This window comes from Mesorhizobium sp. RCAM 06353 (assembly GCF_059683585.1).
This window is the reverse complement of sequence record NZ_CM185031.1, coordinates 3,023,485-3,036,452: the sequence shown is the minus strand read 5'-3', so window position 1 is coordinate 3,036,452 and position 12,968 is coordinate 3,023,485. Positions and strand designations below refer to the sequence as shown.

Below are 12,968 nucleotides of genomic sequence, written 5' to 3'. Positions count from 1 at the left end.
GCGGCGGGGCCTATTTCGACGTTCCGTCTTAGGGCGACAAGTCGTCCAAGGCGACCACCCTAGCGCTAAACGAAAGTGGTGCTGCGCCTTGGCTCGAGTTCAGTATCCTATTCCTATTTCTCTGCTGCAGGCACCGTTAATACGGTCGCCGGCCCAAGATAAGATCTTGCTGGTGAATTCTATATCGCTAGGCGGTTTTTCCACGGCCGGCGGCCGATCGCCGTCATTGCTTCGATTTGCGCGCGAGTCTTTGCTATCTCGGCATACATCGAGTTCACCGGCACACCTAGACGGCCGCGGTCGATTTTCAAAATGTAAGAAAGGAAGGTTTCGCGGACTTCCGGGAAGTTTCCAGCCGTAAGGCTCTTCCTAATCTCATCAAGCGGATATAGCTCGGCCATGCCGGTGACCAAGGCCATTTGTTCAACATAAACTTGGGAATTGAGAATGAGCTCGAGGTGAGCCATTCCGCTCTCTTTTTATCGATATTCGGTCTGCGATGCTTACATCTTTTGCGTTCGGATCGACTGCCTCAATCAGCCGGCGGTCATAAAGCCTGTTGAGCGCCTCCATAACCAGGTCATCGACGACGCCGCACCCCTCGAACGTCTGGCAAAGGTCAGTCGCGAGCCAGTGCCGATTCTCGACATTTTCGTCATCGTTGCGAACGCTGAATGCCTTTTGCCTCAGGAGCCAAAGTAGATAATAACTGAAGAGCGGCGGCCCCGGGCGAAAACGAACAGAAAACCGATACGCATGTCTTTGCCGTCGATGGGATCCACGTGGTTGACACCTACAGTGGAGGAAAGCGAATCGCTTTTGAAGGCGCTTCCGACGAGTACAACGCCTTCAGAGTGAAATACGTATTCAAGATCAGCGAGGATCGCCCACCACCGGTTGATGTAGAATCTCCTTAATGATTCAATTGCATGGCGCTGTTGTTGGAGTTGTGCATGAAAAAAGTCGCGTCGTCCGCTGCCCATTACTTCCCTGAGACCTGCTCCAGCCGAGAACTAGCTGACCTGTTCGGTGTCACCTAGCGCACGCTCGACACGTGGCGACAGCGGGGGTTCTCATACCGGCAGAACGTGGCCGCTACGTATTAGTTGAGTCGACCCAGCGCTATTGTGAACCTCTTCGGGAACGCGGCGCTGCGACATCCGCCGGCGGAGGCATTCTTGCCGACGAACGTGCGAAGACATTGCAGGTGAATACGGCAATCAAACGCCTCTAACTCGCACGCATTGAGGCCGAAAGTCTCACCGGTGGCGAGTCTGCAGCGGCGTGGTCAACATTCGCAAGCTTGGTCGCCCGGCGATTGAGGCAATCCCGGACGGGGGCCGGGCGCACGCCGCCGACCCATAGCCTTCTGCCATTCGAATTCGGATCTCCAATTACCAAAAGCGCAAAAACCGCCCCGGTTAGACCGGGACGGTTATTGATTTATGATAGAATTGGTTGCGGGGACACGAATTGAACCTGAGAGGTATCGACTTGGTCTGAAGCGACAATGGCGCAGTTTCGAAACGACTCTTTAATCGAGTTCGTCACGCCTGTAAAAATTTCCATAGAGATGTGCAGTAAATGAGCTATCCGTCCTCTGGCCATCAATATTTCTTATACTGTAAATTATATCGATGAAATGACTTTGGTTTAATCCAGATAGGCCTGTCGACATCGCGATCTTCGACAATCGTCTGAGTATGCACCGCATCCATTCCCACGGTATTAAACCGCGATTCATTTAGAATGACATACCAAAGCCAAGGGTCGAATATCGGCGCCTTGAGTGCGGTCAAGATGCAAATCGGCACGACGACGATTGAGACAACACTGCTCGCCATCAGACGAAATTGGCGGCGGTATAAGGAAATGAGTACAGCAACGAGCCACGCTAGCATCACTATCAAGGCAACGAGCAGGAGCAGAGGGGTTCCCAAAAGGTCAAGAAATCCCCGCAAATCCGGGGCCAATTCGATAGGCCAAAAATCGAACGCACGGATCTCGGCGGCACAAACGAAGCCAAGCACGACACCGATGGCCATTCGCCTGACGCGCCAAGTATCCGCAGGCCTGATACGTCTCGACCTGTTCCACATCTAATCGCTCATTGCCTTGGCAAGTGGTTGACCAAGCAATCGTGATGCCAAAAATCTCGGAAGTAGTTGATTGCTATGCCTTGGGAAATTGCATCCGAAAATTGAGGCGTCTCGTATGCCTTGTTCGCCAATATGCTCCCGAATTCCGCGACGCTTGGACTTAGCTTTGCCCGCTCCGCTCCGAGCAACGCCTGCATAGGTTTGCCGCTCTGCCTTGCACGCATCGTCCCTTCGGCTAACCGCGCGATTTGCCCACAACCTGAAACGATCTGCTTTTGATCAAGCGCGCCTGCGGCACCGGTTGACAACGCCAGTGCTGCGATCGTGGCTAAGCAACGTCTGTGCATTTAATCCCCTGCCGCCTCGATAATTTGCTTGACCGACGCCACCACCAGATCAGACAGCCGAGCGCTGCGATCGGGCCTGCTATCAGGACCTCGATCCATTCGATCTGGGCATCTCGACGCTTGGCTCGCTTTTCCTCTATCGCTTTGTCCGGACATCGCTGACATCTCATCAAGTTGGAGCCACCAGCAAAAAAGTAAGCTGTGAGCCCGTAAATGCGAACGGCAGAGATTGGCGGTTTAGCCCGCCCGCTTCTCGACTGATTGGGGAGCCAAAGGAGAAACGGAGAGTTGGCTCGGCTGCCTGTAACGCTCGATCGCTGACATGGCTTCATAGTAGCTGCGGTCCGTGCCGGTCATTAGAATGGTTATGGAACCATTGCCTCCGGTAAGGTTTCTGGCCAAGCGAGCCGATAACCCTTTGCCGGGAAAGTCATTGGGACGGCGTAGATGCAAGACAATTCGCTTGAGCGCATTTCGTGACCAGGTCGTTACGCCTGCGATCTCCGACCACGGTATAGCTTTGTCGGACCAAGGCGTATAGCGAATACCCGCCGCATCGACACGCAATTGCTCCGCCGACCCGAACAATTTTGAAATCCATTTCACCGCCGCAAGCGGACCAAATACCAAACCCATCCAGCCGGCACTAAGTATTATCAGATGAGGGTATTGGATAGTTGGGGTAGGCGCATTGCCAAAGGCGCCAACCATCCACAGCCCTCCGACAACAAAAGCTGAAGAACCGACCGCAAGAAGTGCGCACCGCCAACGGGACCAATAGGCGACGAAACTATCCGCGTGATCAGCCAATATCACAACCTTAGTTCGACAATTTACGTGATCGACGCCACCACCAAATGAGACTAGCCTCGGCACCGAGCGGGAGGGATCAGCATTAGGAGACGCTGACGGAAGGACATAAGCGGCTTATGCTGCGCGGGCCAAGTCACATCTGCGTTAATGCTGACCTCAGATATGCGGATACCTTCCATATAACTGGGCTACTCGCCCATTCGTTGTGCGTCAGGGCCGGCCTCTTTGCAACACCCCAATCCCTGAGCATTGCAGCGAACACCTGTATGCACAGCTTTGGTATGCCTTGGGCACTTGAGCGTATCCCTGCACGTCGAGGGAAGACCGCAAGCGGGAGTTCGTCGCGTTCAACTAGGCTGGCATGGACGACAACATCATAGGAACGTCCGATCAGATATTGCTTGGAATGGAAGCATCAGAGGCGCAGCACCGGCACCGGAACGGTGGCGTTACGGCAAATATCTGAAAAGAAAGACTGGCTCCCCCACATCATCAACGACCGAATGTCACCGAAATTGCGGTGAGCAAGCTGCCATGATTGGAAATCAATGGATTTGTCTTACGCCCCAGCTAGTGCCTGCGCCGAACAGGTTTGATTTCATTCCTGACCCTCATCTTGAGTGGCGCAATTCAGATGGCGGCGCTACCCGGACAGCATTTCGTCATGGGAATGAGGTACCGAAAGCACTTCGCAGAGACCCAGGCCTTCATATCCGTATGCGGGAAAAATTCCAGGCTCTCGTCGCAAGGGGACATTCGGTGATCGAAGCCAGAAATCTCATGGCAACGTCCGCCTTTTAGGAGATCGAACGTCGGTTCGGAATGACCGGGACGAGGCGGTCACTTCGACGGGTTTGATATCGTTCAGGCCAAGAACAAGGGACGAACAGGTGGCAAACGGCTTTTTGTGCCGGTCACGCCGATGCTGTCTGAGATCCTGGATGCGGCCGACAGGCGCGGCGAGACTGTCCTGATCAATGGTTACGGCGACCCATTCTCCGCCAAGTCGCTGACTGGAATGATGGCGCACTGGGGCAAGCTTGCGGGCCTGCCGAAGGGCCTGACCCTCCATGGCTTAAGGAAGTCTCTTGGTGTTTATCTGGCGGAGGCCGAAGCCTCGACCCGGCAGCTCATGGACGTGCTCGGTCACGACGATATCGATCATGCGGAGCTCTATTCGCGCGAGGCATCGCAGGTTCGGCTGGCGGTCCAGGGGATGGATCGAGTCGTACGCCTCGTGACGCGCAAGCCGATGCTTGGCGAACCTGTTGGCGAACCTCGTGGCGAACCACCTCATAAAGCATTGATAAATAACGATAATGGTGGGCCCGGAGGGACTCGAACCCCCAACCAAGCGGTTATGAGCCGCCGGCTCTAACCATTGAGCTACAGGCCCCACGCGGGCTGGATTAATGTTTTTCGCATCGCGGCACAAGGCTTTCCCGACAGGCTTTCGCGGATCGCCCAAATCAACCCATAATCGCGCTCTACGCGACCTTGGCGACTGGATCGCAGACCAAGGAGATTTTCATGACCAAACACCTTTTGCCCCTCGCGCTCGCCGCTGCAATCGCTTTTCCGGCGATGGCTGGAGCCGCCGATTCGCCGACGCCCGCCCGCATCATTGTTTCGGGTGAAGGCGAAGCGACCGTCCCTCCCGACCTGGCGTTGCTGTCGCTCAGCGTGATGCGCGAAGCCAAGACGGCGCGTGCGGCGCTCGACGCCAACAACGACGCCATGGCCGCCGTGATCGCGGCCATGAAGGCGGCCGGCATCAAGGATCGCGACCTGCAGACCGCGGGCATCCAGATCAACCCGCGTTACAACTACACCAACAAGCCCGATGGCAGCCAGGAGGCCGAGCTTGTCGCCTACCAAGTGACCAACACGCTTGCCGTGCGGGTGCGCGACATCGACAAGACCGGCGAGATCCTCGACAAGGCCGTGTCGCTCGGCGTCAACCAGGGCGGCGGCATCTCCTTCACCAATGACAACCCGGCGGCGACCATCGACGCGGCCCGCAAGAAAGCGGTGGCCAGCGCAATCGCCAAGGCCAAGACGCTTGCGGAAGCCGCCGGCGTGAGCATTGGCCGGGTCCTGGAGATTTCCGACCAGAACATTGCTCCGCCGCCGATGGCGATCAACGCCAAGGCCTTCGACGCCGCCGCGGGTGCGGCAGTGCCGACGCAAGCTGGCGAAAACGCCTACAACGTCCAGGTCACCGTCACCTTCGAACTGAAGTAGGCAGCCCGGATGATGCGTGGCCGAGCCTTGCCCGGCCACGCATGGACCCAACGGCAAATACCGGACATGAAAAACCCCGCAGGATCGCTCCCGCGGGGTTTTTCGAGCCACGCCCGTCCGATGGGACAGGGGCTCCGCTAGTCCCGGCTGATCCTCGCAGAGGATCATGCCGCTACCGACCTTCAAAGAAGGTCGTGTCTCCCGGCTAACCCTCGCAGAGGGTTATGCCGCGCTAACCCTCCCAGAGGGTTATGCCGCAACCTCAGCGATAGATAACCGGGCAACCGCGCTCGTTGGCGAACACGATGACCACGCGGTCGCCGTCCTGGCGGCCCATGACCTTGACCGTGCGGCGGCTGACGTCGACGATGCGGGCGCGGTAGAGGCCCATGCGCTCGGCCTTGTCGAGGGCGCGATCCGGCGAACAGCCGCGGCGCCAGCCGTCACCGCGCCAGTCGTTGCGGCGTTCGTCGCGGCGATGCCGATAACCGTCGTCGCCGGCATAGACGCCGAAGCGAGGATCCTGGTTGTTGCCAAAGCCGAGATAGAGGCTGTCGGCATGGGCGGGAATGGCCGCCAGCGTGCCGAGGCCGACCAGGGCCGAGAGGGCCGCCGTCTTGATCTTGTTGTACATGGTTCTCTCCTTGTTGCGGGCTTGCGCCCGTCCTCGTGAAACCGATGATGGGAGAATGCATCAGCCTGTCTGAACTGTTTACGAACTCGCCGTTCATCTGCGGTTCATGTGGCGGGAAAAGGAAATCTTCGCCAGGTTTCGAAGAATGCGTCCCCAAAAAATCTTGCCCGGTTCCTTGTTCCGGAACTGTGCGGACACGGGCCTTACGGCTCGTCGTCCAGCATATAATCAAAATAATCCTCAGGCTCGGCCAGCTCGGTCTCGCTCGCCTTGACCCGGCCGCGCATAGAAATGCCGGCCTCGTGCACGGTCTCGGCGCTGCCCGACACCAGCCGATGCCACCAATAGAGGTCGCGGCCCTCGGCCACCAGCCGGTAGGCGCAGGTGCTGGGCAGCCAGCTGATGGTGCGCACATTCTGCGGCGTCAGCCCGACGCAATCGGGGACACGCGCCAGCCGGTTGGCGTAGTCGGAGCAGCGGCAGGTTTGTGCGTCGAACAACCGGCAGCCGACGCTGGTCCAGTAGATCTCGCCCGTATCCTCGTCCTCGAGCTTCGACAGGCAGCACTTGCCGCAGCCGTCGCAAAGCGATTCCCATTCGGCCGGGCTCATCGCTTCCAGCGTCTTTGTTTTCCAGAATGGCGTTTCCATCCTGGGGATGTGGCCCCGGTCGCCGCCGAGGTCAAGCACGGCAACGGTTGAAATGCGGCCGCAACCCGGCCGAATGACACGAAGTTGCCTTCAAAAGGCCGGCCAATCGCCCTGTAGGGCTTCTATCGCTGCAAAACTGGAACCAATCGGGCTAAGATCGGTTTCGGCAAGGATGGGACCCCACAAGGAGAGTTTTCGATGAAACGCCAACCACGGATTCTGGCAGGCACCGCACTTGGCCTGTTGATGGCATCCGCGCCGTTGGGCGCGTACCCGCTGCAAGGCAATGCCGCATTCGGCCCGGCCCAGCGTACGTCAGCCCCGTTCACTTTGGCGCAAGCCGCTTGCGCCGAGGGCGAATCAGCCGAAGCCTGCGCACAGAAGCAAGGGAAGAAAAAGCAGGAGCAGCCCGCCCAGGCCGAGCAACCGGCGCAAGGTGAGCAGCAGCCGCGCAAGAAGCGTGACCAGCAGCAGCAGCAGACCGAGCAAGCCCCCGCCGACCAGCAGGCGCAGCCGGAACAGCAACCCCGCAAGAAGCACAACCAGCAGCAGCAAACCGAGCAGGCACCCGCCGGCGAAGCCGCTCCCGCAACCGACCAGCAGCAGCCGCGCAAGAAGAAGCGCGATCAGCAGCAACAGCAGATCGAGCAGGCACCCGCCGGCGAAGCCGCCCCCGCAACCGACCAACAGCAGCCGCGCAAGAAGAAGCGCGACCAGCAGCAGCAGATCGAGCAGGCACCCGCCGGCGAAGCCGCTCCCGCAACCGACCAGCAGCAGCCGCGCAAGAAGAAGCGCGATCAGCAGCAACAGCAGATCGAGCAGGCACCCGCCGGCGAGGCCCCTGCTGGCCAGGCTGAACCCGCCAACGACAACCAGCCGACCAAGCCCGGCAAGAAACACAAGCAGGACCAGCAGAAAGCGGCGCCTGCCGAGCAGGCCCCGGCAGTAACGCCAGAAGCCGCTCCGACGCCGAAGGAAGCCCCTGCCGGCGAAGCAACGACGCCCAAGGTTGAACCGGCGCCTGCCGGCGAACAGCCGGCTGTCCAAGGCGAGCAGCCCCAGGACAAGACAAAGAAGCACGGCAAGAAGCCGACGGGTGAACAGCCTGCCAACGGTGAGCAACCGGCCACGGGCGAGCAACCTGCCAATGGCGAACAGCCGCAGACAGGCAAGCAGCCGGCGACAGGTGAACAGCCCGCCAACGGCAAGGCCGCGCCTGTCCAGGGTGAAAACCCCGTGCAGGGCGAAGCACCCGCCGACAAGAACGCCGCCCCCATCCTCGACAGCCAGAAGGATGCCGAACGCAAGGCTGGCGGCCGTAAGCATGGCGACAAGGCCGGCCAGAACGGCCAGCAGCAAGATGGTGGCCAGAACGCCCAGCAAGGCGGCGACCAGGGCCAGAAGCCCGTGGTCGCTCCTGTCGACCAGGGTCCGCCTCCAACCGACGACAAGGCAGCCCAGCAGGAGATCAAGCCTGAAAAGCTCGTCCCGGTAACGGAAGAAAAGGGCAAGCGCCTCGACCGGGCGCCTGACGAGAACATCCGCGACCGCCGTCGTCCGAAGGGCGTTGACGTGCTCAAGGAGATCGGCGACCGCGTCATCATCCAACTCGGCGGCCAGACGATCGTCCAGAGCAATGACGCCCCGCGCATGAACCGCGGCGCCAAGGACGTCTATTACGAGGATCTGTCGCAAGGCCGTAGACGCGAGACGATCCAGCGCGACAATGGCGTCCAGATCGTCACCATCCGCAACCGTTACGGCGATGTCATCCAGCGTTCGCGCATCACTCCGGATGGGCGCGAATATGTGCTGAGCTATGTCGACGAGCGGGACTATCAGGATGAGGGCGACTGGCGCGATCCCGGCGATGACCTGCCGCCGATGCGGCTCAACATTCCGCGCCGGCAGTACATCCTCGATTCCGAGGATGTCGAAAGCGATGACGACTACTACACCTTCCTCGACCAGCCGCCGGTGGAGAGGGTCCAGCGTCTCTATTCGATCGACGAGGTCAAGCGTTCGGCCCGCGTGCGCGACATTGCACGCCGCGTCGACCTCGACACGCTGAACTTCGAATTCGGCTCCTCCTCGATCTCCGACACCGAGGTGCAGAAGCTCGAGGGCGTTGCCAACGCCATGGAGAAACTGCTCAAGAAGAACCCGGCCGAGACCTTCCTGATCGAGGGCCACACCGACGCCGTCGGCACGCCGGAAGCGAACCTTGCTCTGTCGGACCGCCGCGCCGAAGCGGTTGCCGAAGCGCTGACCAATGCCTTCGGCATCCCGCCGGAGAACCTGACAACGCAGGGCTATGGCGAGGAGTATCTGAAGGTCAACACGTCGGCGCCCAACCGCGAGAACCGGCGCGTCGCCATCCGACGCATCACCTCGCTGGTGGCGCCTGTCGCCAGCAACAATTGACTTGGCTTTCCAGAGCCTTGAAGTGGCTTCTGGAATCAAGTCGGCAAGCAAGTCCCATCCCGGTCAACCGGGGTGGGACGGAGTGCGGACCACATGCCCAGGGTCAACAAGATTTGTACGGGCACTAGAGCCGGCTCATTGAATCGCGGGCTCGCACACCCCAGATTCTGGTCTGGGCGTTCCCTGCCCCATCCCGACTCCAGCGGGATGCATTGAGCCCCGCCGGCCCCCTCCGGCGGGGTTTTTTGCTGTCTTGCAAAAAGCGTCGGCGTGGCCGAAATACGGTCTGATCACCGACCGGAGCAATTCCAGGAAAAGTGTGTGCGGTTTTCCGTCCGGAATTGCATCAAAACAAAGGGTTAGAGCATTTCGCCGTTTCCGTAGAACGGTGAACTGATCTAGCAAACAACCGGAACCACTTCATGAAGCGTCTCGAACTCGCCATCGAATCGATCATTCTCGCCTCGCGCTGGCTGCTGGTCGTCTTCTATCTCGGGCTGGGCGTGGCGCTGGCCATCTATGCGCTGTCCTTCGGCAAGAAGCTCTACGAGTTCGTCACCGTGGCCTTCACGCTCGGCGACACCGACACCATCCTGAAGATGCTCGGCCTGATCGATGCCGCACTGGTTGCTTCGCTGGTGGTGATGGTCATCATCTCAGGCTACGAGAACTTCGTCAGCCGCTTCGACGACCAGGATGGTGGCGTCCATTGGCTGGGCACGATCGATGTCGGTTCGCTGAAGGTCAAGGTCGCCTCGACCATCGTCGCCATCTCGTCCATCCACCTCTTGCAAGTGTTTCTGAACTCGTCCTCCTACACCACCGACCAGCTGATGTGGCTGACCATCATCCACCTCGCCTTCGTCGTCTCGGCGCTGATGCTGGCCTATATCGACCGGCTGATGGGCCTGAGCAAAGGCAAGAAGGATGAGGTGTGAGGCGATGGAAGAGGAAAATCTTTCGAAGATCGAGCGGCTTCGTCTAGCAATCGACGAAGGTGATGAATCGGGCGAGCCGGAGCCGTTCGATTTCGACGCATTTATCGAAATGAAACGGCCGCAGCCGGATCCCCGTCAATAGATATTCTTGATCTTGCTGTCCGTCCGCGCGAACACCTCATCCGGCACAAAAAAGTCGCCTGCCAGCGGCCCTGTCGCACCCGGCGAATAGACCGAAAAGTCGCTGACGCCCTCGGCGCGCAGCACCTCCTCGTCGATGTAGAAATTGCCTGTTGTTTCGCGCGACGGCCGCATGAAGATGGCATGCGCGGCATCGGCCATGATGTCGGGCGACCGGCTCATCGCCGCAACCGTGGCGCCGCCCAGAAGATTACGCACCGCCGCCGTATCGATGGTCGAGATCGGCCACAGCGAATTGACCGCGATGCCGTCCTTGGCGAACTCCGCGCTCATGCCCAGCGTGCACATCGACATGCCGAACTTGGCCATGGTGTAGGCGACATGGTTCTTGAACCACTTGGCCTTCATGTCGAGCGGCGGCGCCAGATTCAGGATGTGAGGATTTTGCGCCAACTTCAGGTGCGGAATGCACATTTTGGACACCAGGAAGGTGCCGCGCGTGTTGATCTGGTGCATCAGATCGTAGCGCTTCATGTCGGTCTCAAGCGTGCCGGTGAGCTGGATGGCGCTGGCATTGTTGACGCAGATGTCGATGCCGCCGAACTTCTCGACAGTTATCGCGACCGCCTCGGCGACCTGCGCTTCTTCGCGGATGTCGCACAGCATGGGCAAGGCCTTGCCGCCCGCCTGCTCGATCTCTTCAGCGGCGGTGTAGATTGTGCCCGGTAGCTTCGGATGCGGCTCGGCGGTCTTGGCGGCGATCGTCACATTGGCGCCGTCGCGCGCCGCCCGCAGCGCAATCGCCAGCCCGATGCCGCGCGACCCACCGGAGATGAACAGCGTCTTTCCCTTGAGCGACATTTCCTTGCGCCTCCCTTGCAGCATGGCAGGCGCGAACCTTTGCGCGGCAGGCGACCGTAGCGCAAGGCCCGGGATGCCTGGATGTGGGTTACGCAGCGTAGGCTAAACCAGCACCAGCCCCTGCCGCATCGCAATCGCAATGGCGTCCGTGCGGTTGGCGGCCCCGAGCTTGATCAGGATCGCGGCGACGTGGAATTTCGCCGTGTGCACGGAAATGTTCAGCCGCCGTGCGATCACCTTGTTGGGCGCGCCTTCGGCCAGCAGCGCCAGCACTTCCGCCTCGCGCGGCGACAGCGTGGGCCGGGTGGCGACGCCATCATCGAGCGGTTCCTCGCCGAACAGCCCACTGTGGCTTCCAGCCCCATTGGCCGCCTCACCGCGATCGAAATCGCCATGGCGATCCGGCGTCGAACGGCCTTCGCCGGACACCCGGTAGCCGGCCGCCGCCAGTCTGACGGCGGCCGCGATCAGAGTTGCATCCGCGCTCAACGGCAGCACCGCAAACACCCGGCCTTCTGGCCGGATAGCACGTACGGAGAGCAGAACTTGTGGGGGCGGAGTATGGCCAGCCCTCACCCGATCGATCCAGGCCGCGCTGTTGGCAACAGCGTCATCGACGATGGCGACATCGGCGACCCCGCCACCGGCCACGACCGGCAGCAGGTCTTCCGCCATGGCAAGCGAAGCCGACAAACGCTCGGCGCGCGCGGCATCGCGCAGTGCGATCAGCACCACGAGCTGGCGTTCGCTGGTTGCCACTTCCGGCCCAGCCACATCAGGCCTTGTCAGCGTGTCGCTTTCCATCAACCCTCTCAGCTCAACGGCTTCTCGCCGATCGTGAGCGCGACATCGCGCTGTTCGCCGCCACGCACCACGCCAAGCGTCACCGAAACCCCGGCACTGTCCGGCCCGAGCCGGCGGATCAGGTCGCGCGGGCCATGCACGGCCTCGCCGTTCCACGCCACGATGATATCGCCCAGCGACAGGCCGGCGGCCTTGGCCGGGCCGTTGTCGTCGAGGCTCATCACCATCGCGCCGCGCGCATCGCGGTCATGCACCGGATGCAGGCCGGCGCCGAGATAGCCGCGTGCGACATGGCCCTTTTCGCGCAGCGTCGCCACCGCGCGTTCGATCGTCTCGTAAGGCATGACGAGTGCGCGGCCACGCGGCCCAAACAACAGCATGCCGATCAGCGCACCCTTGGCGTCGAGCACCGGGCCGCCTTCGAAGCGGCCGCCGGCGCCGACGGCGAGATTAATGCGCCGGTCGATGGCGCCGCCGCGCATCGAGCGCCAGGCCGGACCGACTTCGCCGACCGAGCCCGACACCGCCAGCGCCGAGCCCTGGCTGTTGCCGATGGCAATGGCGATGTTGCCGGGCCGTACCGCGTCAGCCTTAGCCAGCGGCGCGGCGTCAACAGCACCTGCCGGTTTCAGTAGGGCGACACCCGTCGAAGGATCGCGGCCGACCAGCTCGGCCTTCGCCGTCTCGCCCGAAGCCAGCGTCAACTCGATCTCCTCGCCGGCCTCGACAGCCTCCTCGGCGGTGACGAAATAGCCGTCGCGCCAATGGAAGGCGCTTGCCGTGCGGTGATGATGGGTGGCGAAACCAGCCGTTGCCGGCGCCGCCTTGGCAGCGAGATCGGCGATGGCTTGCGAAAATGCATTCAGATTGAAGTCGCTCATGAATACCTCCTGGGTTTTCTCATGCCCCAGATATCGCTCGGCAGCGCGCCCGGAGGTACTCGCCTGACGGCTAGTTGCTGGTTTGACTGGCCATCTGGTCAGGTCGCGGCGGTTCCGGCCGCTCCGCACATA

At 60.8% G+C, this 12,968-nt stretch carries 13 protein-coding genes, 1 tRNA gene and 1 pseudogene; 5 read left to right on the top strand and 10 right to left on the bottom strand.

Annotation, left to right across the window (positions count from 1 at the left end):
• Nucleotides 1-179: 179 nt before the first annotated feature.
• From AC56QX_RS14495 to AC56QX_RS14480, 4 genes are all read right to left on the bottom strand, one after another.
• Nucleotides 180-467: a hypothetical protein gene (locus AC56QX_RS14495; RefSeq protein WP_497116831.1), complete on the bottom strand. Its 288-nt coding sequence runs from the start codon at nucleotides 465-467 to the stop codon at nucleotides 180-182.
• A 219-nt stretch (nucleotides 468-686) separates the two neighbouring features.
• Nucleotides 687-983, bottom strand: a complete 297-nt coding sequence (locus AC56QX_RS14490; RefSeq protein WP_497116829.1) for a hypothetical protein — start codon at nucleotides 981-983, stop codon at nucleotides 687-689.
• Nucleotides 984-1,607: 624 nt separating this feature from the next.
• On the bottom strand, nucleotides 1,608-2,045 hold the full coding sequence (locus AC56QX_RS14485) for a hypothetical protein (protein ID WP_497116827.1): 438 nt from the start codon (nucleotides 2,043-2,045) through the stop codon (nucleotides 1,608-1,610).
• Nucleotides 2,046-2,683: 638 nt separating this feature from the next.
• Nucleotides 2,684-3,262, bottom strand: a complete 579-nt coding sequence (locus AC56QX_RS14480; RefSeq protein WP_497116825.1) for an STM3941 family protein — start codon at nucleotides 3,260-3,262, stop codon at nucleotides 2,684-2,686.
• Nucleotides 3,263-4,103: 841 nt separating this feature from the next.
• Here AC56QX_RS14480 and AC56QX_RS14475 point away from each other — a divergent pair.
• A pseudogene (locus AC56QX_RS14475) lies at nucleotides 4,104-4,496 on the top strand (tyrosine-type recombinase/integrase); the annotation flags it as partial.
• Between the two features lie 83 nt (nucleotides 4,497-4,579).
• Here AC56QX_RS14475 and AC56QX_RS14470 read toward each other — a convergent pair.
• Nucleotides 4,580-4,655 (bottom strand) — tRNA-Ile (locus AC56QX_RS14470).
• Between the two features lie 134 nt (nucleotides 4,656-4,789).
• On the opposite strand from AC56QX_RS14470, the gene AC56QX_RS14465 reads away from it, so the two are divergent.
• Nucleotides 4,790-5,503, top strand: a complete 714-nt coding sequence (locus AC56QX_RS14465) for an SIMPL domain-containing protein (RefSeq protein WP_497116823.1) — start codon at nucleotides 4,790-4,792, stop codon at nucleotides 5,501-5,503.
• Between the two features lie 262 nt (nucleotides 5,504-5,765).
• Here the strand turns inward: AC56QX_RS14465 and AC56QX_RS14460 are convergent, their stop codons facing one another.
• Together AC56QX_RS14460 and AC56QX_RS14455 are read right to left on the bottom strand one after the other, a co-directional pair.
• Nucleotides 5,766-6,137 carry a hypothetical protein gene (locus AC56QX_RS14460; RefSeq protein WP_497116821.1) on the bottom strand — a complete coding sequence of 124 codons (372 nt, stop codon included), beginning with the start codon at nucleotides 6,135-6,137 and terminating at the stop codon, nucleotides 5,766-5,768.
• Between the two features lie 203 nt (nucleotides 6,138-6,340).
• Nucleotides 6,341-6,787: a YcgN family cysteine cluster protein gene (locus tag AC56QX_RS14455; RefSeq protein WP_258582123.1), complete on the bottom strand. Its 447-nt coding sequence runs from the start codon at nucleotides 6,785-6,787 to the stop codon at nucleotides 6,341-6,343.
• A 198-nt stretch (nucleotides 6,788-6,985) separates the two neighbouring features.
• Here AC56QX_RS14455 and AC56QX_RS14450 point away from each other — a divergent pair, with 198 nt between their 5' ends.
• The 3 genes from AC56QX_RS14450 to AC56QX_RS14440 all read left to right on the top strand — a co-directional run bounded on the left by AC56QX_RS14450 (nucleotide 6,986) and on the right by AC56QX_RS14440 (nucleotide 10,291).
• On the top strand, nucleotides 6,986-9,211 hold the full coding sequence (locus AC56QX_RS14450) for an OmpA family protein (RefSeq protein ID WP_497116820.1): 2,226 nt from the start codon (nucleotides 6,986-6,988) through the stop codon (nucleotides 9,209-9,211).
• Nucleotides 9,212-9,633: 422 nt separating this feature from the next.
• Nucleotides 9,634-10,149, top strand: a complete 516-nt coding sequence (locus tag AC56QX_RS14445) for a TIGR00645 family protein (RefSeq protein WP_497116819.1) — start codon at nucleotides 9,634-9,636, stop codon at nucleotides 10,147-10,149.
• Between the two features lie 4 nt (nucleotides 10,150-10,153).
• Nucleotides 10,154-10,291, top strand: coding sequence for a type II toxin-antitoxin system ParD family antitoxin (locus AC56QX_RS14440; protein ID WP_497116818.1), 138 nt, complete (start codon nucleotides 10,154-10,156; stop codon nucleotides 10,289-10,291).
• Here the strand turns inward: AC56QX_RS14440 and AC56QX_RS14435 are convergent.
• The 3 genes from AC56QX_RS14435 to AC56QX_RS14425 form a co-directional block, all read right to left on the bottom strand.
• Nucleotides 10,285-11,151, bottom strand: coding sequence for an SDR family oxidoreductase (locus tag AC56QX_RS14435; RefSeq protein WP_497116816.1), 867 nt, complete (start codon nucleotides 11,149-11,151; stop codon nucleotides 10,285-10,287). The two genes, AC56QX_RS14440 and AC56QX_RS14435, sit on opposite strands and share 7 nt — an antisense overlap.
• Before the next feature lie 102 nt (nucleotides 11,152-11,253).
• Nucleotides 11,254-11,955 (bottom strand): helix-turn-helix transcriptional regulator, encoded by a 702-nt coding sequence (locus AC56QX_RS14430; RefSeq protein ID WP_497116814.1) that lies wholly within the window; start codon nucleotides 11,953-11,955, stop codon nucleotides 11,254-11,256.
• Nucleotides 11,956-11,963: 8 nt separating this feature from the next.
• Entirely contained in the window at nucleotides 11,964-12,836 is an 873-nt protein-coding gene (locus AC56QX_RS14425) for a S1C family serine protease (RefSeq protein WP_497116812.1), read from the bottom strand.
• Nucleotides 12,837-12,968 lie beyond the last annotated feature (132 nt).